This window comes from Maricurvus nonylphenolicus, from assembly GCF_042854845.1.
GTDB lineage: Bacteria > Pseudomonadota > Gammaproteobacteria > Pseudomonadales > Cellvibrionaceae > Maricurvus > Maricurvus nonylphenolicus.
The window spans coordinates 5454539-5478615 of sequence record NZ_AP031498.1 but is presented as its reverse complement, the minus strand read 5'-3'; the positions used below and the strand labels follow the sequence as shown (position 1 = coordinate 5478615).

The 24077-nt window shown below is 53.1% G+C and carries 24 protein-coding genes; 10 read left to right on the top strand and 14 right to left on the bottom strand.

Annotated elements, in window-relative coordinates; genetic code table 11:
* Nucleotides 1-58 precede the first annotated feature (58 nt).
* Nucleotides 59-463, top strand: a complete 405-nt coding sequence (locus ACGHZ6_RS23785) for a hypothetical protein (RefSeq protein ID WP_390616561.1) — start codon at nt 59-61, stop codon at nt 461-463.
* 14 nt (nt 464-477) lie between these two features.
* Nucleotides 478-930, top strand: a complete 453-nt coding sequence (locus tag ACGHZ6_RS23780) for a hypothetical protein (protein ID WP_390616560.1) — start codon at nt 478-480, stop codon at nt 928-930.
* Here ACGHZ6_RS23780 and ACGHZ6_RS23775 read toward each other — a convergent pair.
* From ACGHZ6_RS23775 to ACGHZ6_RS23730, 10 genes are all read right to left on the bottom strand, one after another.
* Entirely contained in the window at nt 927-3374 is a 2448-nt protein-coding gene (locus ACGHZ6_RS23775; RefSeq protein WP_390616559.1) for a response regulator, read from the bottom strand. The two genes, ACGHZ6_RS23780 and ACGHZ6_RS23775, sit on opposite strands and share 4 nt — an antisense overlap.
* Before the next feature lie 210 nt (nt 3375-3584).
* Nucleotides 3585-4727 (bottom strand): radical SAM family heme chaperone HemW, encoded by a 1143-nt coding sequence (gene hemW, locus ACGHZ6_RS23770; protein ID WP_390616558.1) that lies wholly within the window; start codon nt 4725-4727, stop codon nt 3585-3587.
* Between the two features lie 8 nt (nt 4728-4735).
* On the bottom strand, nt 4736-5347 hold the full coding sequence (gene rdgB, locus ACGHZ6_RS23765) for an RdgB/HAM1 family non-canonical purine NTP pyrophosphatase (RefSeq protein ID WP_390616557.1): 612 nt from the start codon (nt 5345-5347) through the stop codon (nt 4736-4738).
* Entirely contained in the window at nt 5334-5804 is a 471-nt protein-coding gene (locus ACGHZ6_RS23760) for a DUF4426 domain-containing protein (RefSeq protein ID WP_390616556.1), read from the bottom strand. The genes rdgB and ACGHZ6_RS23760 overlap by 14 nt, the downstream gene beginning before the upstream one ends.
* A gap of 69 nt (nt 5805-5873) precedes the next feature.
* Entirely contained in the window at nt 5874-6464 is a 591-nt protein-coding gene (metW, locus tag ACGHZ6_RS23755) for a methionine biosynthesis protein MetW (protein ID WP_390619208.1), read from the bottom strand.
* A 20-nt stretch (nt 6465-6484) separates the two neighbouring features.
* Complete coding sequence (locus tag ACGHZ6_RS23750) at nt 6485-7648, bottom strand: homoserine O-acetyltransferase (protein ID WP_390616555.1); 1164 nt, start codon at nt 7646-7648, stop codon at nt 6485-6487.
* Nucleotides 7649-7779: 131 nt separating this feature from the next.
* A complete protein-coding gene (locus ACGHZ6_RS23745) occupies nt 7780-9771 on the bottom strand; it encodes a dynamin family protein (protein WP_390616554.1) in 1992 nt (663 codons plus the stop codon).
* Between the two features lie 246 nt (nt 9772-10017).
* Nucleotides 10018-10626 (bottom strand): YggT family protein, encoded by a 609-nt coding sequence (locus ACGHZ6_RS23740; protein WP_390616553.1) that lies wholly within the window; start codon nt 10624-10626, stop codon nt 10018-10020.
* A 41-nt stretch (nt 10627-10667) separates the two neighbouring features.
* On the bottom strand, nt 10668-11486 hold the full coding sequence (gene proC / locus ACGHZ6_RS23735) for a pyrroline-5-carboxylate reductase (protein ID WP_390616552.1): 819 nt from the start codon (nt 11484-11486) through the stop codon (nt 10668-10670).
* A 30-nt stretch (nt 11487-11516) separates the two neighbouring features.
* On the bottom strand, nt 11517-12218 hold the full coding sequence (locus ACGHZ6_RS23730) for a YggS family pyridoxal phosphate-dependent enzyme (protein ID WP_390616550.1): 702 nt from the start codon (nt 12216-12218) through the stop codon (nt 11517-11519).
* 124 nt (nt 12219-12342) lie between these two features.
* Between ACGHZ6_RS23730 and ACGHZ6_RS23725 the strand changes: the two genes are divergently transcribed.
* The 3 genes from ACGHZ6_RS23725 to ACGHZ6_RS23715 all read left to right on the top strand — a co-directional run bounded on the left by ACGHZ6_RS23725 (nt 12343) and on the right by ACGHZ6_RS23715 (nt 15843).
* Entirely contained in the window at nt 12343-13377 is a 1035-nt protein-coding gene (locus tag ACGHZ6_RS23725) for a type IV pilus twitching motility protein PilT (protein WP_390616549.1), read from the top strand.
* Between the two features lie 15 nt (nt 13378-13392).
* On the top strand, nt 13393-14535 hold the full coding sequence (locus ACGHZ6_RS23720; RefSeq protein ID WP_390616548.1) for a PilT/PilU family type 4a pilus ATPase: 1143 nt from the start codon (nt 13393-13395) through the stop codon (nt 14533-14535).
* Nucleotides 14536-14703: 168 nt separating this feature from the next.
* Nucleotides 14704-15843, top strand: coding sequence for a PQQ-dependent sugar dehydrogenase (locus ACGHZ6_RS23715; protein WP_390616547.1), 1140 nt, complete (start codon nt 14704-14706; stop codon nt 15841-15843).
* On the opposite strand, the gene ruvX is transcribed toward ACGHZ6_RS23715, so the two are convergent.
* Genes ruvX through gshB form a run of 4 tightly spaced genes read right to left on the bottom strand, consistent with a single transcriptional unit; the run spans nt 15797 to nt 18803 of the window.
* A complete protein-coding gene (gene ruvX / locus ACGHZ6_RS23710; RefSeq protein WP_390616546.1) occupies nt 15797-16210 on the bottom strand; it encodes a Holliday junction resolvase RuvX in 414 nt (137 codons plus the stop codon). The genes ACGHZ6_RS23715 and ruvX overlap by 47 nt on opposite strands.
* An 18-nt stretch (nt 16211-16228) precedes the next feature.
* The gene (locus ACGHZ6_RS23705; RefSeq protein ID WP_390616545.1) at nt 16229-16819 is read right to left on the bottom strand and encodes a YqgE/AlgH family protein; all 591 of its coding nucleotides are present in this window, start codon (nt 16817-16819) and stop codon (nt 16229-16231) included.
* 38 nt (nt 16820-16857) lie between these two features.
* Entirely contained in the window at nt 16858-17802 is a 945-nt protein-coding gene (locus tag ACGHZ6_RS23700) for an energy transducer TonB (protein ID WP_390616544.1), read from the bottom strand.
* 32 nt (nt 17803-17834) lie between these two features.
* The gene (gene gshB, locus ACGHZ6_RS23695; protein ID WP_390616543.1) at nt 17835-18803 is read right to left on the bottom strand and encodes a glutathione synthase; all 969 of its coding nucleotides are present in this window, start codon (nt 18801-18803) and stop codon (nt 17835-17837) included.
* A 430-nt stretch (nt 18804-19233) separates the two neighbouring features.
* Here gshB and pilG point away from each other — a divergent pair, with 430 nt between their 5' ends.
* The 5 genes from pilG to ACGHZ6_RS23670 all read left to right on the top strand — a co-directional run bounded on the left by pilG (nt 19234) and on the right by ACGHZ6_RS23670 (nt 24049).
* The gene (pilG, locus tag ACGHZ6_RS23690) at nt 19234-19629 is read left to right on the top strand and encodes a twitching motility response regulator PilG (protein WP_390616542.1); all 396 of its coding nucleotides are present in this window, start codon (nt 19234-19236) and stop codon (nt 19627-19629) included.
* Between the two features lie 105 nt (nt 19630-19734).
* Nucleotides 19735-20097, top strand: a complete 363-nt coding sequence (gene pilH, locus ACGHZ6_RS23685; RefSeq protein ID WP_390616541.1) for a twitching motility response regulator PilH — start codon at nt 19735-19737, stop codon at nt 20095-20097.
* A 54-nt stretch (nt 20098-20151) separates the two neighbouring features.
* On the top strand, nt 20152-20697 hold the full coding sequence (locus ACGHZ6_RS23680; RefSeq protein ID WP_390616540.1) for a chemotaxis protein CheW: 546 nt from the start codon (nt 20152-20154) through the stop codon (nt 20695-20697).
* 144 nt (nt 20698-20841) lie between these two features.
* Nucleotides 20842-23160, top strand: a complete 2319-nt coding sequence (locus ACGHZ6_RS23675) for a methyl-accepting chemotaxis protein (RefSeq protein ID WP_390616539.1) — start codon at nt 20842-20844, stop codon at nt 23158-23160.
* 40 nt (nt 23161-23200) lie between these two features.
* Nucleotides 23201-24049, top strand: a complete 849-nt coding sequence (locus ACGHZ6_RS23670; RefSeq protein ID WP_390616538.1) for a CheR family methyltransferase — start codon at nt 23201-23203, stop codon at nt 24047-24049.
* Nucleotides 24050-24077 lie beyond the last annotated feature (28 nt).

Here is a 24077-nt window from a genome sequence, read left to right as displayed (position 1 = left end):
CGGGGTGGTGCTTGCTCTCAAGGCCCTGTCCCTTACTTAGTCCAAGAGGAATACTGCTATGAAAAAGAAATTATTGATGATCTCAGCCCTGGTTGCCGCCCTCTCTGCTGGCTCTGCTTTTGCCATGCCGGGTGGCAAAGATTGTGATCGAGGCTTTGGTATGGGCAAGCACGGTGGGCCATTCAAAGCGCATCATATGGATCCTGAAGAAATGCTGGCCCGAGAGTTAAGCAAAGACCAGGTTCGCACCTTGATGGAGGCTCGACTGATTATGAAGGGCAATGAAAACCTGAAAGTTGGCAAGGTTTCATCTACCCGTAGTGGCTTTGAGGTGTCCATCGTCACCAGGGATGACTCGTTGGTTGAAGAGCTGGAGCTGGCTAAGAATGGCATGCCGCTGAAAAAGTATGAACGCCTGCAAGAGCGTTTGGAAAAACGCCGTGCTCAACAGAACGATGATTAATACAGGGGATTAATATGAAGTTTATACCTGGCATTTTATTGTTGGGGGCGGTTGCAGGTATAACGGCCTGTTCGGGACCGGGACAGAAGCGCCCGGCCCCCGCCCTCTCGCAGGATTTCTCAACGCATATTACGCAAGATGGCAGTAAGATGTTTGTCTTTACCTTAAGCATGCAACGCCCTGAGCGCCAGGGTGGCAAAAGTGGTATGCGACCGCCTGCTCGTGGAGAGCGCAAAGGTGGAGGAGGAAGAAAAGACAGGAGTGATGAGTTGGAGAAAATGACAACGGCATTACTTGATCAAAAACTCGAAACCAGTGGTTACTGCCGCGAAGGTTATATGGTGCTGGAGCGTTTTGCAGAACAGGGTAAATCGCGTATTCGTGGTGAGTGCAAAGAAACGGCAACAGATGCGGATCGCGAGCATTTTAGCGGTGCCGTGGCAATACCTGTTAAATATGCCGGTTAAATATTCCAGTTAGTATCAGATTCAGACATGGCGTGTTGCGGCGACTTCGACAGGCCCAGCTTGTCGAAGGCCGTGCGCAATTCATCCAGGGTGATAGGTTTGCACAGGTAGTGATTCATGCCGCAGGCGTAAACCGCCTCACGATGCTCCTGCATGGCGTGAGCGGTAAGTGCGACAATAGAGGTGGCGGTAAGACCGTGTTGTTTTTCGAACTGGCGAATCTGGCGAGTGGCCTCGAAGCCATCCATCTCGGGCATTTCACAGTCCATTAAAATCAGATCGAATGGCTTATCAGCTGAGGTTGCCGTGTTGTAGGCCTCCAGACCATTTTCTACCATCAGTGGCTTAATACTCAATTTGCCGAGCAGGCCTTTAATCACCATGCGGTTAACCGCATTATCTTCTGCCACCAGCACCCGCAGGTTTGCAAAGCTTGCGCCGTGATCAACACTGCTGTCGTCGCTGGCGGCTTCTGTGGTGAGCTCCTTGCCCATTAAGGTGGCGAGTTCTTTTTTCAGCTTGCGGGGCGAAATCGGTTTTCGCAGGGCGGTGTGGATTTTTTTCGCTTCCAGTACATCGCTGCTTAACGGGATATCGGCACCGCTGAGAACAAAAAACTTGGAGCTGATCTCAGGCCATTGCTCCTGAATTTCACCGGCCAAAGTGAGGCCGTCGATATCGGGCAGCATATAGTCGAGGGAAATAAAGTCATACTCGGGTTTGCCGTTATCGGCGTTGCTACGTAACAGCTCCAACGCTTCGCGGCCTTTGTGAGCGAGATCGACAGAAACGCCCCAGCTCTGGCAATGATGGCTGAGGATCGCACACAGGGTGGTGTTGTCTTCTACCATCAGCAAGCGAGTACCGGCCAAGGATGCCAGCGCTTTGGTGGTTTGTGGTTCCACCTTGGTGACATCGCGCTCAAATTTTGCGGTAAACCAGAAGCAGGAACCCTCGCCTTCGGTACTGGTGACACCAATCTCGCCGCCCATCAATTCTGCCAGGCGTTTACAGATGGCCAGTCCCAAACCGGTACCACCGTATTTGCGTGTGGTTGAACTGTCAGCCTGGCTGAAAGATTCAAACAGACGATTTTGGGCCTCTTCAGAAATACCGATACCGCTATCGGAAATACTAAAGCGTACCAGGGGATTATCGAGATCGTGGCCTGGCTCGCGTTTGGCTTCAATGGTGATATAACCGTTGGTGGTAAATTTAAAGGCGTTGCCCAGCAGGTTGATTAATACCTGGCGCAGACGGGTGGGGTCACCTTTCAGGTACAGCGGTGTGGTGGGGCTGACACTGCCAACCAGTTCGATGCGGCGTTTGTTGGCGGTAGCGCCGAACAGTTGCACACAGTCCTCGATTAAATCTTCCAGATTGAAGCTGGCACTTTCCAGTTCCATTTTGCCGGCTTCGATCTTCGAGTAATCGAGAATATCGTTGATGATGGTCAGCAAGGTTTCACCGGAGCGATGAATCACATCCAGATAATGTTGTTGGCTGTCGTTGAGTGGTGTGTCGCGCAGCAGTTCCACCATGCCGATAACACCGTTCATGGGTGTGCGAATTTCGTGGCTCATGGTGGCAAGGAACTGGCTCTTGGCGCGGTTGGCATCTTCGGCCGCAGCGGTTTGTCGCTGGGATTCCATCTTCTCTTCTTTTTCTGCCAGCAGTGCCAGTTCCATGGTGCGGCGTTGCTCGATATCTTCCAGCAGGGATTCACGCATCTGGTTGAAGGCGTCGACCACATTGTCCAACTCATCGGGATTTTTGTCGGCGGCTCTAAAGCGGTTTAAACGCAGGGAGCGCTTGAGGTTGTCGATATTTAACTGGCGGGCATAACCGGCGATGGTTTCCATATGGCGAGTGAGCAGGGTTCGCACCAGCCAGAGGATAAAAATGGAGATGATCAGGGTCTTGGTGCCCTGCAGGGTGCCGATAAAAATCGCCCGCTCCCACAGTTTGGCATACACACCTTGCAGGCTGGCAGTAACCACCAGCTTGCCCAGGGTTTGGTTGGGGGAGTTCTCGGCTTCATACACCAGCGGGTATTCGCGGATCAGGACGTTGCGGGTGGCCTTTTCCACCTCGGCGATATCCAGATTCATATCCAGTGAACTGGCCATCATGGCCTGTTCCATATTGTTCCAGTCGCGCCAGATAACGGTGACCTGTACCACGTCTTCAACCTTGAGCACACTTTGAATCTGAACATTGAGTTGCTCTTCATCAAAGCCCCACAGGCTTTTGGTGATACTGGGCAGGGTGGAAATACGCACTTGGTCGAGGCGTTTTTCCAGTTCGGTAATATCGTAGTGAAAGCTGTGGTAGAGCTGCAGGCCAATAGCGATAAGGGCAATTAGCGAACTGCTGAGCAGGATCAACCCCATCAGCTTGGTCGCAATGGGGTTTTTACGTCTATATTCGCCGAGATTTAGCATGTATGACGTGGGTCCGTGACTGTCCTCAAACGGTTAATGGAATCATCCGCAGCTGGTGGTAGCAAAATCTCGTCGTCTATATGTGATAAGCGCGATTTGTGATCTTCCATGGGCTTTCTTATGCCACTTCCAAAGAGTGTAGCAGATTTTGGCCCCAAGGCACGTGGCTACAGGGTGCCGGGCAGCAAATAAGGTGATATGACTAAAGTCTTACAAAACAAAGGCTTGCAAGACGCTGTTGAGGTAGCGGTTGCCTTCGCGGGTAGTGGCCAAAAGCCCCTCTTTGGAGCGCAATAATCCCTGTTGCTGCAATCGCTCAACAGGTTCACGAATAACCTCCAGATCCAGGCCGGTGGTGGCGCTGAACAGATCGGTGGAGACGCCATTGATTAAACGCAGGCCATTCATCATAAACTCCAGCGCCAGCTCGTCGCCGGGAATGGGATTACTGGCGCTACAAAAGTCCCGATTGTTATCCAGATAATGTTGCGGCAAGCGGGTTTTCTGGCGCCGCAACATTGTCTGCGGTTCTAACAGGGTAACCTTGCCGTGGGCGCCTGCGCCTATGCCGAGGTAGTCGCCAAACTGCCAGTAGTTACGGTTGTGGCGTGACTGGCGCTGGGGTTTGGCGTAGGCAGAAATCTCGTATTGGGCGTAGCCGTTGTCCTGCAATAGTTGATGACCCTGATCCTGAATATTGGCCAGTTCATCATCGATAGGCAGTGTTGGCGGGCGGCTGTAGAACTCGGTATTGGGCTCGATGGTCAGTTGGTACCAGGAGATATGCTCCGGTTGTAAATCGATGGCCTGTTGCAAATCAGCCAGCGCTTGCTGGGCGGTTTGATTGGGCAGCCCGTGCATCAGGTCGAGATTAAAATTATCAAAGCCTGCCTGGCGGGCCATGGCCACGGCGTTTACGGCCTCATTATGGCTGTGGATGCGCCCCAGGCGTTGCAGGTGATCGTCATTAAAACTTTGAATACCGATGGACAGGCGATTGATTCCTGCCTGCCGGTAACCGCTGAATTTTTCTTGCTCAAAAGTACCGGGGTTGGCTTCCAGGGTGATTTCGATATCCGATTCAAAGCCAATCTGTTTTTCGGCCATCGTCAGAATCTGGCCAATAGCCTGGGCAGAAAATATACTCGGTGTGCCGCCACCCATAAAAATGCTGTGCAGTTTGCGTCCCTGTACATAGGCGAGTTCCTGCTGCAAATCGGCTTCCAGAGCGGCCAGGTACTCCGCCTCGGGTAATTCCTTGCCAGCAACATGGGAGTTGAAATCACAGTAGGGACACTTACGCACACACCAGGGGATATGCACGTAAAGAGAAAGCGGCGGCAGCGATAACATGGGTTGACTTAGTCTTTCGAGGCAAGTGCTTGCAGCAGCTTGGCCATCGCTTTACCGCGATGGCTGATTGCGCTTTTGGCTTCCTTGCTGAGCTCAGCTGCCGCGCAGTCTTGCTCCGGTACGTAAAACAGTGGGTCGTAACCAAAGCCGCCTTCACCACTTAATGACTGCAGGATGCGGCCTTCCCAGCTGCCCTGGCAGATGATGGGTGATGGGTCCTCTGCGTGGCGCATATACACCAACACACACTGAAAACGCGCCGTACGCTCAGCCTGGGTTAAACCTTCCAGGCTGTTTAACAATTTCTGGTTGTTGTCGCTGTCGTTGCAGTCGGGGCCGGCGTAACGCGAAGAGTAGATGCCAGGCTGGCCCTGCAGGGCGTCGACTTCCAGACCGGAATCGTCGGCTATGGCGGCATGACCGGTATGTTTGCAGGCGTTGCGGGCTTTAATGATGGCGTTTTCGACAAAACTCAGGCCATCTTCAATGGCTTCGGGAACATCAAATTCCGACTGTGAACGTACATCGAAGTTGTGATCAGCAAGCAGCAGTTGCAATTCTCGCAGCTTGCCAGCATTGCCACTGGCAAGAACGATGGTTTGGGTATTACTTATCGACATAGAGGGTTTTGGTAAATTCCAGCTCAAAGGGTTTGGCATTGGCGCTGGTTTTGACCTCGATCGCGAAGTTAAGCACCTCTTCATTGGTAAAACGCAGCGGCGCCAGATAATACACGGCATTTTGTTCCTGAACCTCAACAAATTTCAGGACTTTTTGTTGCTGCATCAGGTTGGTAACGGTGCCGCTGATGTTGGCAGGTAGGCCTTCGGTGGAACCGTCGGCGGTGTTTTTAATCAACGATACATTGATCAGCGCCTGGCTTTTGCCGCGGGTAATGTTGTAGGTCTTGGCGATATCCGGCTTGATAAAACTGCTGTTAAATACCGTGTAGATAACGCGGTAATCACCAAAATCCTGGTAGGGTTTGGCATCGGCGAGAGCATTATGGGTGAAGAGGATGGCAAGCAGGCCGGACACTAGCAGGGTGCTGTTGCGAAACACTTTTAGACAAAACATAGGTCTCTCCTAATTTAGATATTGTCCCTTTCCTTCCAGGTTATCTACTAAGTGTAGTGCCTGATACCGTTATTGGCTCAGGTGGTAGATAGCGGTGTCGCCAAACAGGTTGGGTCGCAGTCCCTTTAGCAGTCGGCTTACAGGATGCATGGCGACCACCTGGCGTTGCTGAATACGAATCCCCAAATCGCGACAGAGGATTTCAAAGTCCTTGAAGGTGCAAAAGTGGATATTGGGGGTGTCGTACCATTCGTAGGGCAACAGGTCAGAGACTGGCATACGACCGCGTGAGGCGAGATGCCAGCGGGCTTTCCAGTGACCAAAGTTGGGGAAGGTAACAATGCACTCCTTGCCCACTCGCAGCATTTCTTTCAGCACTTCATGGGGGGCATGCATGGTCTGCAGGGCCTGGGTCATCACCACTACATCGAAACTTTTATCGGCAAAGTTATCCAGACCGTCATTAAGGTTCTGATCGATAACATTCAGGCCTTTGCCGATACAGGTGGTAATTTGATCCGGGGATATCTCCAGGCCATAACCATTAACCTGTTTGTTATCGCGCAGGTTGGCCAGCAGCGTGCCATCGCCACAACCGAGATCCAGTACGCGGGAACCGGGGGCAATCCAGCGCTGGATCACATCGAGATCACGACGCAGGGCTTTTGTCGCGGATGCATTCATGAGGACTGTCCTTGGATTTCGCTGGCGATATTGCCCATATAGCGCTGAAACAGGCTGTAATAACGCTCGATGGGAATCAAAAAGGCATCGTGGCCGTATTCGGATTCCACTTCGGCGTAGCTGACCTGTTTGTCGGCGCCGATCAGGGCGTTAACAATTTCTCGGGAGCGCTCGGGAGAAAAACGCCAGTCGGTGGTGAAGGACACCACAAGGAATTTGCACTTGGCGCCCTGGAAGGCGGCCACAGGGTTGTCGCCGTACTCACGGGCCAAATCAAAGTAATCCAGCGCCTTGGTCATCAGCAGGTACGTGTTAGCATCGAAAACATCGGAAAACACATTGCCCTGGTGGCGCAGGTAGCTCTCGATCTGGAACTCGACCGGTTCATCGATACCCTGCTGGAAGCTGCCACTGCGTAGCTCGCGGCCAAACTTTTGCCCCATACCGTCGTCGGACAGGTAAGTGATATGACCAATCATACGGGCAATCGACAAGCCGCCTTTGGGGTAGGTGTCCTCGTCCAGGTAATGGCCGTCACGATAGTTGGGGTCGGTTTGAATGGCCTGACGCGCGGTTTCGTTAAAGGCAATATTTTGCGCGGTTAGCTTCATGGCCGAAGCAATCACCACGCAATAGCGCAGGCGATCCGGGTACTCCAGCGCCCAGCGCATGGCCTGCATGCCGCCCAGGCTACCGCCAACAACCGCGGCCCATTGCTCAATACCCAGGTGGTCGGCCAGGCGTGCCTGGCTGTGGACCCAGTCGCGCACGCGCAGGGGCGGGAAGTCTCGCCCCCAGGGCTTGCCCGTTGCGGGGTTAATGGATTTTGGGCCGGTAGAACCGTGACAGCCGCCTAGGTTGTTAAGTGATACGACAAAGAATTGATTGGTATCGATGGGCTTGCCGGGGCCAATATAGTTATCCCACCAGCCGGGTTTTTTATCGTCTTCGCTGTAGTAACCCGCCGCGTGGTGGTTACCCGACAGGGCGTGGCAAATCAGCACGGCATTGGATTTATCGGCATTGAGCTCGCCGTAGGTTTCCACCACCAGGTCGTATTCGTCGAGCACGCGGCCACAGGCCAACTCCAGGGGCGTGTCAAAATGCAGGGTCTGGGCGGTAACCAGACCGACAGAATCTGCGGCAAACGGCTGCGGCATGGAGATCTCTTACTGTTTAGGGAAAGGCGCCTATATCCAGGATTAGGCGCCTAAGTTATTGATGCGCAAGTCTAAAGTTGCGTGTGGCTGCTTGCAAGGGTTGCAGGCAGCCCGTTGGCGGTTATGGGGCGTTATGCCGAAAGTGAAACCACGTGCGTTTTCAGGGATGTGAAGCTGGTTGTCGGTGGTGATAGCTGCACGTCGCGCAGGACTTTATCCAGGGCGTAAAGCGCCTCTTCGTGTCGGGCGATATGGGCGCGCAATTGCTGCAGGCGATCGCGACGGGTCTTGTGGGCGTCATGCTCCTGACTGAGGTTGGCCAGTTGCACCATCTGCTGCTCGAGCAATTGTTTTTGATGCAGGGTGTGATGGTTCAGCGGGCCGAGAGCCTGTTTGATCCAGCAGTTTATCGCATCGTTGAGCTGCAGATTTAGCTGGCGACTTTCCTGAATCACGGTATTGATAAAGCGGGCGATCAGGCGCTTGCGGTTGCTGAAAAATGGTCGCAACCCCAATTGGAATTGCTCGGCTTGCAGTTGCAGCTGACGTAAACGCACCTGGAAGGGCTCTATATTCAAGCGATGGTTTTGCAGCTCTTCGGGCGTCGTACTGGGGTGTCGCTGATAGATATGGCTCAGACATTGATTGGCCGCTGACGTCTCGCTGGCAAGGTTGTCCAGCTTATGGTGCAAACCTTTAAAGAAGTCTTCCATGGCCTGGGTCATACCCTTGGCAGACCAGCTTTTGCGCATGCTGGTTTGGGTTTCGGTGATCAGTTCTTCCAGTCGCTGTGGGTTGGCTTTGGCTTCCAGCTGGCGGTGATGTTTGGCCAGCTGCTTTTGGTGCGAGCGCAGGCTTAGCGACAGGCGGTGGAAGCGGCCCTGCTGCTCTTTGACGTGTTGGCGCTGGCGGTCGAGGGTTGCCAAAAAGTCCTGATCAGTTGGCTGTTGCTGTAACTCTTCGAGTTCCTTGTCGGCGCTAAACAGGCGCTGTTTCAGGTTATCGCGGGTTGACTGCATCATGCGCAGGACATCACCAATGGCGGTATGCCCTGCCAACTGCTGATGGTGGCTGACAATGGCCTGGGCCAACAGGCTCTCCAGCTCGGGCAGTTTGCTGCGTTTCAGGCGCGGGCCATCCTGGGCGGCTTTTGCCAACAAGCCCTGTTTGGCAGAAATGCCCACCACATGTTCCATGGGCAGTTGTAGCTGACGCGCCGTCACTTCACGCAGGTGATGCAGGTTAAGGTCTATATCCTGGTTTGAGAGCAAATCGTCCCACAGGGTATCTATTTTGTTGAGCAGGGCGATCACCAGGGCGCTGTCATTGCTGCGCAGGTGATTAACATGGTCACGCCACAGTTGCATATCGGATGCGCTAACACCGCTGTCCGCACCCAGGAGGAATAAAATAGCCTGGGCCTGGCTTAAATTGTTAAGGGTCAGCTCCGGCTCATTACCCAGGGCATTGAGCCCTGGTGTATCGATAATGCGCAAACCGTGGCGCAACAGCGGGTGGTCGAGATTGACCAGGGCGTGACGCCAGGCGGGTATTTCGACTTCGCCCTTGGCGTTGCGCAGCAGGCTGTCGCAATCAAACCCCAGTGCCTGGGCATCGGCTTCACTGACACTTTTAACTCGGCTGATCTGGGCCATGGCGTTGGCGACTTCTACCGGATTGCGCGGATCAAAATGCAGGGTCACCCAGTTTTGTGGAATGCGCTTGAAGCTGGCCAGGCTGGTATTGCCGCGACGGGTTTCTATGGGCAGCAGGCGTACGCAATCGCGGCCTTTGTCGTCGCGAAAATTGCGCGGATCAAAGAAAATTTCGGTGGGGCACATGGTGGTGCGGCCCGGGCGCGAAGGCAGCAGGCGTTGGCCATAATCGGCAAACAGCAGGGCGTTGATGATTTCGGTTTTGCCGCGGGAGAACTCGCCTACCAGAGCCAGCGTGAAGCTGTTATCGCTCAGTTTAAGCAGGGCCTGATGCAGGCAGTGTTTTATTTCGCCACTGCCAATGCGGTATTCATTGGTCCACGCCTGGAACTCCGCCAGTTGTACGGCGAGCTCCTGTTTCCAGCTGGCGTAGGTGGCCATCTGTTTATAAAGCGTTTTTACATCCATGGCGTGCCTGCAAGAAAGCTTGTTAGCGCCAGCGGGCACTATCGCTTTTGTCTAGTTATTGTTCGATTGTTATTTTTTAGGACGCTTATTAAAACCGAATAGTTCACGCTAGAAAAGAGCTGCTTAGAAAAAACCGTAATAGAATCAGCCGATTAGCTTGGCTTTGGGTATTTCGGCGAGGGTGGATGGGATCAGCTCCCGCGAGCGCAGGAGCTTGAACTTAAAGGCTTGAAGATGGGATGAGAATTAAATCCCCAGAACCAGATGGCTGATTTGGCTGTTAATGCCCACCATGCCTGCCAGGTATTTGATCAGGATTTGCACCACATTCAGAGCCAGGAAGGCAAAGATAATGGAAATATCCAGGCCGCCCATAGGCGGGATTAAGCGGCGGAATGGGGTGCATACCGGTTCAACCAGCTGGCGGATCAGCAGCAGCGCCGGGTTATAGCTCTGTGGCGCTACCCAGCTGGCAATCACCATGATCAGCAGACCCCAGAAGAAGATATTGGCAGTGAGTGACAGGATGCCTACCGCAGCCCACATCAGTACGTGAATCGGGTTAATCACGCCAAAGCCGAACACAAAGGCGGTGAGCTGAATGGCAATATACTGGACGATCAGCGCCAGAATCAGTGAGGCAACATCTATCCCGTAAATACCAGGTACAACCTTACGCAGAGGAATCAGTAGCGGGTTGGTGGCTTTAACCACAAACTGAGACAGCGGGTTGTAAAAGTCGGCGCGTACCAGCTGGAATAAAAATCGCAGCATAACCACCAGCAGGTAGAGTGACCCGAGGGTTTGAATGATCAGGGTGCCTATTTCCACCATCGGTCCTGTCATTGAAGACATAACTACTCCTTAAATCCTTTATCAGTGACCCTTTGTTTGTGTTATTCGCCCAGCTCTTTGGCCAGTTCAATTGAGCGATCGGTGCAGGCCTGCATGGCGCGACTGACGGTATCACGTAAGCCATCGCGCTCAAAAGACAGGATAGCCTGCTCGGTAGTGCCTTTGGGGGATGTTACCCGACGGCGCAGTTCTGCCACATCGACATCGCTGTTCTGCGCCAGTTGGGCTGCTCCCAAGGCGGTTTGCAGGGTTAGTTGGGTGGCGGTTGCGCGGCTCAGGCCCTGGGCAACACCGGCATCAATCATGGCTTCCATCATCAGGAAGTAATAGGCCGGGCCACTGCCGGAGACGGCCGTTACCGGATCGAGCAGTGCTTCACTTTCGAGCCACTCGACAATACCGACAGCGCTGAGGATTTCATCGGCGCTTTGTTTTTGCGCCTCACTGGTAGCGGCGTTGGCGTAAAGGCCGCTGGCACCGGTTTGTACCAGGGCCGGGGTGTTGGGCATACAGCGGACAATGGCCAGATCACCAATCCACTGGCTGATGCTGTCGATGGTGATACCGGCTGCGATCGAGATAATCAGGCTGTCTGCTTTCAAGTGCGCTTTCAGGCCTTCGGCAACGGGCTTCATTACCTGGGGTTTAACCGCCAGAACCACCACATCGGCGTCTTTGACGGCCAGGGCGTTGTCGGCTTGGGGAATAATACCGAACTCGCCTTGCAGGCGATCGAGGTTGTCCTGCAGCAGGTCAGAGGCGGTGATGTGGTCGGCTGGGTAACCCTTCTTGACCAGGCCGCCAATAATACTGGCGGCCATATTGCCGGCGCCAATAAAGGTAATCTTTGCTTTGCTCAAAATCGTTTCCTTAAGACTGCTGTTTAGCTTTTAACCATGGTTACGCGCCCCGAAAATATCGGTTCCGATACGGACGATGGTGGCGCCAGCGGCAATAGCCGCTTCCATATCGCCGGACATGCCCATTGAGAGGGTATCCAACGATGTATTGTTTGTTTGTCGACGCAGGGCGTCGAGCGCGTCGCAGAGTTTAGCAAATACTTGCTGCTGTTCCTCGGGATTTTCACGTTTTGCCGGAATTGCCATCAAACCTCGTAGTGTTACACCGGGTAATTCTTGGACTTGTTGGGCCAGCTCGGGCAGTTCTTCCAGGCTGATGCCTGACTTGCTGTCTTCGTTATCGAGGTTAATTTGCAGGCACAGATTGAGAGGTGGCAAGGCACTGGGGCGTTGCTCGCTTAAGCGTCTGGCGATCTTAAGACGGTCCACACTGTGAACCCAGTCAAAGTTTTCGCTGATTGCGCGGGTTTTATTTGACTGAATGGGGCCGATAAAGTGCCATTGGATATCCAGGTCGCTTAATTCCTCTTTTTTGTCGAGGGCTTCCTGGAGATAGTTTTCGCCAAAGGCCCGCTGGCCCTGTTCGTAAGCGATACGCAGATCACTGGCGGGTCGGGTTTTGCTGACGGCCAGTAGCAGCACAGTGTGTGTGTCGCGCTCGACTTGAGCGCAGGCGTCATCGATACGTTGGCGAGTACTTACCAGGTTATTGGGGATTAGGCTGTCTGACATCTTCGGCATATACTTGGTTGATCAGGGCGGTATTGTAGCCCCAGTAGTAATGGATTCATGTTATGTTGAGGCCCACGGTTAAAGTGGACCTCAAACAATAATAAGCAGTGATATAAGGTTATTTATGGATATTACGGAACTCTTGGCCTTTAGTGCGAAACAGGGGGCCTCGGATTTGCACTTGTCCGCCGGATTACCACCGATGATTCGTGTTGACGGTGATGTGCGGCGAATTAATTTGCCGGCCATGGAGCACAAGCAGGTTCATAGTCTGATTTATGAGATTATGAATGACAAGCAACGTAAGGATTTTGAAGAGTTTCTGGAAACGGATTTCTCATTTGAAGTTCCCGGTGTGGCACGTTTCCGTGTAAACGCCTTTAACCACAATCGCGGTGCCGGTGCCGTATTCCGGACCATTCCTTCCAAGGTGTTAACCATGGAAGAGCTGGGCATGGGTCAGGTGTTTCGTGACATCTCGCAGACCCCGCGTGGTATTGTGCTGGTCACCGGGCCGACCGGTTCCGGTAAGTCCACCACCCTGGCGGCGATGATGGACTATATCAACGACAACAAATACGAACATATTCTGACCATTGAGGACCCTATCGAATTCGTCCACGAATCGAAAAAGTGTCTGGTCAACCAGCGGGAAGTTCACCGCGATACCCACGGCTTTGCCGAAGCACTGCGCTCGGCGCTGCGGGAAGACCCGGATATTATCCTCGTAGGTGAGATGCGGGACTTGGAAACCATTCGCCTGGCATTAACTGCGGCAGAAACCGGTCACTTGGTATTCGGTACCCTGCACACCACCTCAGCGGCCAAAACTATCGACCGGGTGGTGGATGTATTCCCCGCTGAAGAAAAAGCCATGGTGCGTTCCATGCTGTCGGAATCCCTGCAGGCGGTAATTTCCCAAACCCTGATCAAAAAAGTTGGCGGTGGTCGTGTGGCGGCACACGAAATTATGCGCGGTACCCCGGCGATTCGTAACCTGATTCGTGAAGATAAGGTTGCGCAGATGTACTCGGCGATTCAAACCGGTGCTTCTGTTGGTATGCAGACCATGGATCAGTGTTTGGCTGATTTGGTTGAGCGACGTTTGATCACTCGCGAACACGCGCGTGAGAAGGCCAAAATGCCAGAGAATTTCTAAAGGCAGGACACAGCAATGGATTTTGAACGTTTACTAAGCCTGATGGTTGAGAAGGGTGCTTCCGACCTGTTTATTACCGCTGGTGTACCGCCGTCCATGAAACTGCACGGTAAAGTTGTGCCGGTTACCACCACACCGCTGTCGCCGGAAAAAGCGCGCGAGACGGTGTTGAGTGTGATGAACGAAAAGCAGCGTCAGGAATTTCTGGAAAATAAAGAATTAAACTTTGCCATCAGTGCCCGCGGTATTGGCCGTTTTCGGACCAGCGCATTTTATCAGCGCAACCTAGCGGGTATGGTGCTGCGTCGTATTGAAACCAATATTCCCAAGATTGATGACTTGGGTTTGCCGGAAGTGATTAAAGAACTGGCCATGACCAAACGTGGTCTGGTGATTTTTGTGGGTGCTACCGGTACCGGTAAGTCGACCTCGTTGGCGTCGATGATTGGACACCGCAACCGCAACTCCAAAGGCCACATCATTTCTATCGAAGATCCGATTGAATTTATTCACCAGCACCAGGGTTGCATCATTACCCAGCGCGAGGTGGGGATTGATACGGACTCTTTCGAGATCGCTCTGAAAAATACCCTGCGTCAGGCACCGGATGTGATTCTGATTGGTGAGGTGCGTTCACGGGAGACCATGGACCACGCCATTGCCTTCGCAGAAACCGGTCACCTGTGTCTTTGTACTCTGCACGCCAACAACGCTAACCAGGCGCTGGATCGGATTATTCACTTCTTCCCACCGGATCGTCACTCGCAGTTGTGGATGGACTTGTCACTTAACCTGAAAGGCATTGTCGCTCAGCAGTTGATTCCAACCCCGGACGGCAACGGCCGCCGTGCGTGTCTGGAGGTGTTGTTAAATACACCGCTGGCGGCAGACCTGATTCGTAAAGGTGAAGTGGCAGATCTGAAAGAGTTGATGAAAAAATCCACCGAAGTGGGGATGCAGACTTTCGATCAGGCGTTGTACGATTTGTATGATCGCGGCGAGATCACCTATGAAGATGCCCTCTCCCATGCGGATTCTGCCAATGACCTGCGCTTGATGATCAAGCTGGCTTCAGAGACGGATGCGGATTATCTATCTCATGCGGCTGATGAGTTGAGTATTCAGGACGACGAAAGCGATAAGCCCAAACTGTTTTAGTGTTTGTTGGGACAAAAAGGGAGCTTCGGCTCCCTTTTTTAATGGGCAGTTTTTATGAGCCGTTTTAGTGGGCGTTTTAATGGTCAGGTTTTATTTGAATCCTGATCTATGCTTTGAATAGTAAAAAATCATAAAAGAACCGTTATATCAGTCTTACAGGGATGCCCCATGGCAAAGGGTTTTGTTTTTCGGTTGGTCTTGCTTCTGTTGCCGCTTGTGTCATTACAGGCGGCAGAGCCTTTTACTGTTCACAATGTCAGCGGTGGTCTTAACCAGCCCTGGGGCTTGGCGTTGGTGGACCAGCAGTGGGCGCTGGTAACCGAAAAGCCGGGTAACCTGGTGTTGGTGAATTTGGCGACGGGTGATAAGCAGCGCATCTACGGTGTCCCCATTGCCAAGCAGGTTGGTCAGGGTGGGTTACTGGATATCAAGCTGGCGCCGGATTTTCAGCAAAGTCGCTGGGTGTATTTCAGCTACAGTAAATCGGTGAAAGGCGGTGTTACCACAGCTTTGGCTCGGGCTCGTTGGAAGGGTGGTCTGCAGCTCAGTGAGCTTGAGGAGCTGTTGGTGACCAATGCCGTGCGCCGCAGCACACGTCACTTTGGTTCGCGTCTGGCTTTTGATCATCGTGGTTATCTGTATATGACGATCGGAGATCGCGGACATCGCAAGTTGGCCCAGGATCTGAGTCGCCATGCGGGCAAGGTATTGCGTTTAAACGCCGATGGCAGTGTGCCGAAAGATAACCCGTTTGTCGGGCGTAAGGATGTGATGGCGGAGATTTACACCTACGGCCATCGCAACCCCCAGGGGCTGGCCTTTGATCCGGTCAGTCAGCGCATGTGGTTGCATGAGCACGGCCCGCGCGGAGGTGATGAAGTGAATATCCTCAAGGCGGGTGCCAATTATGGCTGGCCACTGCAAACCTTTGGCCGTGAATACAGCGGCCTGGCGATCAAGAATGCTGCCCCTGAAGATACTGTGATGCCCAAGTGGCACTGGACCCCCTCCATCGCCCCATCTGGTCTCGCGGTTTACCGCGGCGATGCGTTTCCCCAGTGGCGTGGTGATTTGTTGGTGGGTGCCCTACTGGGCCTGGGCATGGTGCACTTGGAAACCACACAAGAGCAGGTTGATGAAGAGCAGCGCTTCTTTGAGGCTTTTGGTCAGCGTATTCGTACCATCGAAGTGGGCAAAGGTGGTGAGATTTATCTACTGACGGACAGTAGCGATGGTCAGTTATTGCGGCTGGATCCGGTTGTTACTGCCCGTTCATCCAGCTTTCGAGAATCAATCGGGCGGCAATAGAGTCCACCGGCGCTTGGCCGTAATTACCTCTATGACCGCGCTCTGCGGCTTCTTCCTTGGCGGCGAAGGTCGACAGGCGCTCATCCACCATCTCTACCTTGACGCCAAAGCGGCCATGTAATCGGTTGCCAAACTTGCGTGCCCGTGGGCAAAGTTCGCTTTCTGTGCCATCCATATTCAGTGGCAAACCCACCAGTAACACATCTGGCTGCCACTCCTTGAGTAGCGCGGCCACATCGTCCCAGTTGGGCACGCCGTCGCGGGCTTTTATGGGTGGAATTTCAGTGGCGGTGCCACTCAGGGTTTGGCCGTAAGCGACACCGATGTTTTTCACACCGTAATCAAAGGCGAGCAGGGTTTGAGTCATGGAGGAAATTGCGCCGTATTAGGCGTGTCCGGCGGTAGAAGAGATCAGATTCAGGTCGATACCCAACTGCTTTGCCGCTGCTGACCAGCGCTGTTCAATGGGGGTGTCGAAAATAATGCGGCTATCGGCAGGCACCGTCAGCCAGGCGTTGTCGGCAATTTCTGCTTCCAATTGACCGGGGCCCCAGCCAGCATAACCCAGTGCCACCAGCGCTTTTGCCGGGCCCTTGCCCTGGGCCATGGCTTCGATAATGTCCCGCGAGGTGCTAAGGCTGACTTCCTCTGAGACGCCGAGGGTGGATTCCCACACGCTGTCCGGGCTGTGCAGCACAAAGCCACGCTCTACCTGCACCGGGCCGCCGCCCATCACAGGTTGATCGCCTATACCGGCCAGGTCAGAGGTTTTGAATTGGCGAAAGATCTCGCCCAGGTCCATATCCATGGGGTTGTTGATCACTATGCCCATGGCGCCATCTTCGCTGTGATCGCACATATAGGTAATGGTGTGCGAAAACACCGAGTTATTGAGGCCCGGCATGGCAATTAAAAAACAGTCCCGCAGGCTGCCTGCGTTGTGCTCATTGGTTAATGCGTCGATTATGCGTCCCATACACCTAGTATTGGGTCTGCAAGTCGGGAAAACAAGGCCTAATTGGCGCCGGCTGATAGATTTGCGCTATTGGCTTTGCGGGCAAGTTCGGCGCCCGAGGTGGTAGATAGACCGCTGATTTCAAAGTGCCAGGTGCGGATAATCTCCAGCAGTTCAGCTTTCTCCCTGATCTCAGGGGGGAATGGTGAGAAAGGCGAAGCTAAGTGGACAATTTGCAGGGCAGCGTCATCCAAAACGCGATGTCCTGATGACTGCAGGATTTCCACCGAGTGAATGGTGCCATTGGGCTTAATGATAGTGAGTAGTCGCAGACTGCCGAATAACTCTTTGTTAATCGCCTCTTTGGGGAAGTTGCGGTTGCCGACAAACTCAACTTTGCTGCTCCATTTGTGCAGGTATTCTGCATCCGCTGATGCTTTTGTGGACACGGATGTCATACGGTGGCGCCTTGGTCGCTTGGCGATGTTTTGGCGCTGCTTGTCGAGCTTGGCCTTAAGGCTGGCGATCTCGGTGGTCAGTTGGGTGTTTTCCACCTGCTCGCCAGCGCGTTTTTCCTGCTCTAGGCTATCCTTGCTCTTGACGAATTTCTGGGCTTTGAACTGGCTGTCACCGCTGGTGGTGATCTGTTGCTGCAACTGGCGCTTACTGGGGTCGGTGGCACGCAGTTGCGGGCGCGGGTTGGTTTCGCGAATTTGGGTATCGGCGAACTCAGCATCCCGTTCGCTGGTCAGTTGTTTGGCCTCTTTGCCGGTGCCGCTGGCCTGTTGGTTGTGCTGGGCCAGAAAGTCGGCCTTCTCCGGCGCTTGCTGGCTTTTGTGGGTGGCGAGGGTGATTTCCAGCGTTGGCGGCGTTTGTTTGCCGTCGCTGAGTTTAAAGGTGACACCAAGGATTAGCAGAGCATGCAGGGCCAGCGCTAGAAACAGGGTAAAGCCGAGGCGGTCACCACTGTTGACAGGGGCTGGTGCTGTTAACTCTGCTGACATTTATGTACGTGATCCTTGATGAATAACCTGGTTTATTTAGCGCTCAGACGCTTTTCAATGGCGGTCATCAGGCGATCGCCAATATTGGTGTTGTACTGGTTATCAATTTCCCGTGCACAGGTTGGGCTGGTGACATTGATCTCGGTGAGGTAGTCACCGATCACATCCAGTCCTACAAACAATAGCCCTTTTTGCTTCAGGGTGGGTGCGACCTGGGCCACAATCCACTCATCTCGCTCGCTTAAAGGTTGTGGAACGCCGGTACCGCCTGCCGCCAGATTACCGCGGGTTTCGCCGACAGCGGGTACACGGGCCAGGCTGTAGGGAACCGCTTCTCCGTCAATCACCAGAATACGTTTGTCGCCTTCGGTAATTTCCGGGATATAACGCTGCGCCATAATCAGGTGTTGGCCGTGGTTGGTCAGGGTTTCGAGGATGACGCCGACGTTGGGATCATCAGCTTTGCAGCGGAAGATGCCGCTGCCACCCATGCCATCGAGCGGTTTGAAAATGACATCTTTATGTTCTTTGTGGAATTCACGCAGTTGCTGGGGTTTGCGGCTGACCAGCACCGGCGGGCAGCACTGCGGAAACTGAGTGGCAAAAATCTTTTCGTTGCAGTCGCGCAGGCTCTCGGGGTTGTTTACCACCAACGCACCCTGGGCTTCGGCCGCTTCCAGAATATAGGTGCTATAAATATATTCATTGTCGAAGGGTGGATCCTTGCGCATCAGGATGACATCCAGGTCACCCAGGTCGATAGTTTGTGCCGGTTGCAGCTCGAACCAGTTGTCTGGGTCGTTGGCGACGCTCAGGGGCTGGCCGCTGGCTTTGGCTCTGCCATCTTCCAGATAGAGATCGGCCTGCTCCATATAGACCAGTTTCCATCCCTTGGCCTGAGCGGCAAGTAACAGTGCCAGGGTGGTGTCTTTTTTGAAATTGATCTGGGCAATGGGGTCCATCACTACGCCGAGGGTAGTGGTTGCTTGGGCTGCTGGCATACAAATCTACATCTGTTGGATAAGTCGTCAGGCCGCGTGCGTTAAAACACGAAATTGAACATGAATATGGGCACACGTAGCCATGTAAAGTGATACATATAACGTAACACGCACATAACAACAGGCCATTAAAGTCGCTTGGGCTGCTGTCAGTGTGGAGGCTAAAGGTAAGCTCTTAGAGTCGCAAACGCAACCGTCCTATAAGTAGGAAGATTTATAAGCATATGACGCTTAGCTTTGTAGCGATTTGTTCATAAAGCAGCACAATTTTAAATTAAAGTGCTTCTTAATCCGGCGTTTATAGATATAAGCTGGAATCTATGTTAAAAGATTAGGTGGCTGCGGGTTCTGGCCAGATTGAGCCCGTGGTGGACAGGAGGCATAGACCTCCTGCGGATAAAGCAATAACAATAGGCGAAGGTCGATCGGTATGGATGTTAATCTCGAAAGCTTGAAAGTGATGGTCATTGATGACAGTAAGACCATCCGCCGGACAGCAGAAACCCTTCTTAAAAAAGCGGGTTGTACGGTAGTTACTGCAACGGATGGTTTTGATGCCTTGGCCAAGATTGCCGATACCCGTCCGGATATCATTTTCGTTGATATTATGATGCCGCGCCTCGACGGTTATCAAACCTGCGCCCTGATCAAGAACAACAGTGAATTCAAGTCGACACCGGTGATTATGCTGTCCAGTAAGGATGGCTTATTTGATAAGGCCAAAGGTCGTATCGTTGGTTCCGATCAATATCTCACCAAACCCTTCAGTAAAAGTGAGTTGCTTGGCGCCATTGAAGCGCATGTTAAGCAGGCGAAAGCCTCTTAAGAGATTTAATCGCATGGCCGAGCGGATTACCGCTGCGAGCTGTGCCAATAATTACTATAAAAACCTGTCTCAGGCAGGATATGACCAAAATCGTGTGGGGTAACCATGGCAAAAGTACTCATCGTTGATGACTCACCAACTGAAACTTACAAGCTCACCAGCATTCTGGAAAAGAATGGCCATTCTGTAATCACCGCTGAAAACGGTGAAAATGGTGTTTCTGTTGCGAAACAGGAACTGCCGGATGTGGTACTGATGGATATTGTGATGCCTGGCCTCAACGGCTTCCAGGCTACCCGTCAGTTAACCAAAGCCTCTGAAACCTCTGATATCCCCGTGATTATCGTCACCACCAAAGATCAGGAAACTGATCGTGTGTGGGGCCTGCGTCAGGGCGCCAAGGCGTATTTGACCAAACCTATCGAAGAAAAAACCCTGATGGATGTCATCACTGAAGTGACTGCTTGATTCCATCAAATCGAGGGAAGAACACGCAAAAGCCAATAAGCAGGAAGGTTTTTTATGGCAGAGCAACAGGCGGCTTTTCAGGCGTTAGTTGAACTGGCGCATCTCAGTCGTCGCACCGCGAAAGGTTTGCCCGCCCAGGTGGATATTAAGCCCCACTGGAGTGGCATCGGCTTTTCGCTTTTAGGAAGACACTTTGTCGCCCCTATGGGTGAAGTTTCGGAAATGCTGGAAGTGCCCAGCTACACGCGCCTGCCTGGCGTTCAGCCCTGGGTCAAAGGGGTTGCCAATGTGCGTGGTCGCCTACTGCCCCTGTTGGATATGGGCATGTTCTTCGGTCAGCGCTTGACCGGCCATCGCAAAAGACAACGTGTTCTCATCCTCGAAACAGAAAACCTCTACAGTGGCCTGATTGTCGATCAGGTTTTCGGAATGCAGCACTTTCCCATGGATACCTATAAGCCCGCCGCCAGTGATGAGGACGAGCAGTTGGTACCCCTGGTTACGGGCAGCTATGAGTTGAGTGGCAGTGAATGGTCTGTCTTCAGCTTGGCCAATTTGGCCGAAGACGCGCGGTTTGTGAACGCTGCGCAGGGTAATTAGTAACAATAATAATCGTGGATGCCACATCCACACTATTTCTTTAAAAGCAGTAAACCCATCACGCGGTGAAACAGTGGCAGGATCGCCAGCAATGATACCGCGACTTGGGGTTTTAACACGCAACGTCTGTCAGGAGCACGTAGCATGAAAATTGAGTCCAGAAACCTTGTAGCCGCAGTGCGGGCTAACCGAACCATGACGGTTCTGGTTATCGCGCTGTTCTTGGCCCTGGTGGCCATGGCGGTGAGTATCTTCCTGGTACAGCGGGATGCCGCACGTGACCAGCAATACTTGCAGCTAACCGCTGAACTGCGGGCACTGTCTTACCGGGTAACCTCGCTATCGCGGGAATCCACCTCCGGTAACGAACAGGCCTTCGCCGAGTTGAAAGGCGTGGTAGACAGCATGGATTCCACCTGGAACCAGCTGCGCGGCAGTGACAAGCGTACCCGCACCGCACTGGCTGATGAGATGGCTGGCTATGAAGGTACCTGGAAGCGCGTTAAGGCGAATGCCGAGACCATTATTACCAACAAAGACACCATCATCTTCCTGAATGACGTTGCAACCACACTGAACGAGTCACTGCCTGAACTGCAGGCGGAGCACAACAACATTGTGGAAATCCTGCTGGAAAACGACGCACCGGCGGACCAGGTGGCGGTAGCCCAGATGCAGTCCTGGCGTGCGGAACGTATTGGTCGTAACGTGGATAAGATGCTGCGTGGTGGCGGTGACGCCGATGCCGCGGCCGACCAGTTCAACCTCGATGCGAACTTGTTCGGTAAGGTACTGACCGGTATGCGCGAAGGTGATGCGGCCATGAGTATTTCGCGCGTAACCGACCGCGATGCGATTGAATCCCTGAACGAAATTGGCGGCCTGTTTGATTTCGTAAGTTCGTCTGTTCGTGAGATCTTCGAAGCGTCTCCTGCACTGTTTAAAGCACGTCAATCGGCGAACGCCCTGCTGGATGATTCTCCGGTACTGCTGGAAGCCCTGAGTGGTCTGTCTGACCAGATTTCTGCCCAGTCCGGTCAGCGTCAACCGAACAACTTAACCGTCGCTGTACTCGGTGCCCTGTCGGTACTGTGTATTGTATTTATCGGTGCCCAGTTACTGACCGGTACCCGTCGTCGCCTGGATGAGACAGCGGAAACCAACGAGCGTAACCAGAGCGCAATTTTGCGACTGCTGGACGAACTGGCTGACCTTGCAGATGGTGACCTGACCACCACCGCAACGGTAACCGAGGACTTCACCGGGGCAATTGCTGACTCGGTTAACTACACCATTGACCAACTGCGGGTTCTGGTATCGCGAATTAACGAAACGGCGGTAAACGTATCCGGTGCAGCACAGGATACCCAGCAAACAGCACTGCATCTGGCCGAAGCATCTGAGCACCAGGCGCAGGAAATTGCCGGGGCATCGGCGGCGGTAAATGAAATGGCCGTGACCATTGACCAGGTATCGGCGAACGCCTCGGAATCTGCCGCGGTTGCGGAGCGGTCGGTATCGATCGCAAACAACGGTTCCAAAGTGGTACAGAATACGATTCACGGGATGGATACCATTCGTGAGCAGATTCAGGATACCTCGAAGCGGATTAAACGACTGGGTGAATCGTCCCAGGAGATTGGTGATATCGTATCGTTGATTAACGACATTGCTGACCAAACCAACATTCTGGCACTTAACGCGGCCATTCAGGCATCGATGGCGGGTGACGCCGGTCGAGGCTTCGCGGTTGTTGCGGATGAGGTACAGCGACTTGCAGAACGTTCTGCTGCCGCTACCAAACAGATTGAAGCACTGGTTAAAACCATTCAGAACGATACCAACGAGGCGGTTATCTCGATGGAACAAACCACCGCGGAAGTTGTACGCGGTGCTCGCCTGGCACAGGATGCGGGTGTTGCCCTGGAAGAGATTGAGAACGTATCGACCAGCTTGGCAGACTTGATTCAAAACATTTCGAACGCTGCACGTCAGCAGGCCTCTTCTGCGGGCCACATCTCCAACACGATGAACGTTATTCAGGAGATTACTTCACAAACCTCTGCGGGTACGTCAGCAACGGCACAATCGATTGGTAACCTGGCTGACATGGCACTGGATCTGCGTGAATCGGTAGCGGGCTTCACCCTGCCGGAAGAAGCATCTAACGATGAAGGCCCTGTTGATCATGCGCTGACCCTGGGTAGTGATTTGGGCGGTGGCATTGATGATGCTGCACCTACTGAAACCCATATGCCTGCATTTGAGGAAGAGGAAAGCCTGGCTGATCTGGATCTCGACGCTGAAGTTGATGCAGACCTTGATGAAGGTCTCGACCTGGCACTGGAAGAAGATGAGGTTGAGCTGGACTTAAGCGATGACGATGATCTGGAAGGTTTTGATATCGACGAGTCACTGCTAAACGGTGATGACGACGATGACAACCGGACGGCGACAGCCTAATCGAGCGCAGTAAGACATAGGATTAGGACGTAGACGTAGTATGGTGTGGTCACTGCAAACAGCCCCGGCGCTTTCCGATCAGGAATTTGATCAATGGAATAAGCTGTTGGAAGAGCGTACCGGTGTACAGGTATTGCCCCAGCAGCGTGCCTTTTTACAAACTCAGATCGGCATGCGTATGCGCGAGCTGGGGCTGGAAAGCTATAACCATTACTACGAGCAGGTTGTCGGTGGCTTACAGGGCATTGTTGAATGGTCGATTTTGGTCGACCGTTTAGTGGTCAAGGAAACCAGTTTCTTTCGTCATCGTGCCTCCATCGATTACGTCCGCCGCTTGCTGCAAAGTCGAATCGACAATAAAAGCCTGGATGACAGTTTCGAAGTCTGGAGTGTGGGCTGTTCAACCGGTGAAGAGCCTTACTCACTGGCGATGGTAGTTAACGACTGCTTTGAACTTGCCGGCCTGGATCCCTATTACGGTATTACGGCGACCGACATCAGCCAGCCAGCCTTACAGTACGCCCGCCAGGGTATTTATAACGAGAGAAAGATCGAGCCTCTGGCGCTCGATGAGCGCGCTCGCTACACCCAGACTCTGGGCGACGGTCGTTTTCAGATCAGCGATAAATTGCGTGATCGTATCTGTTTTAGTCATGGCAACGTGCTCAATATTGCCCAGATGCCGATGGCAAAAATGGATGTGATCTACTGTCAGAACCTGTTGGTGTATTTTCGTCGCTGGCGTCGTCGTGAAATTTTGAACGAGATGATTACACGATTGAAACCTGGCGGCGTGCTGGTTATTGGTTTAGGTGAAATCGTTGATTGGGATCCGTCTGGGATGACGCGGGTCACCGATGACGGCATACAAGCGTATATAAGAAGTTAGTGCGCAATGAACGCACAAACGCCCATAA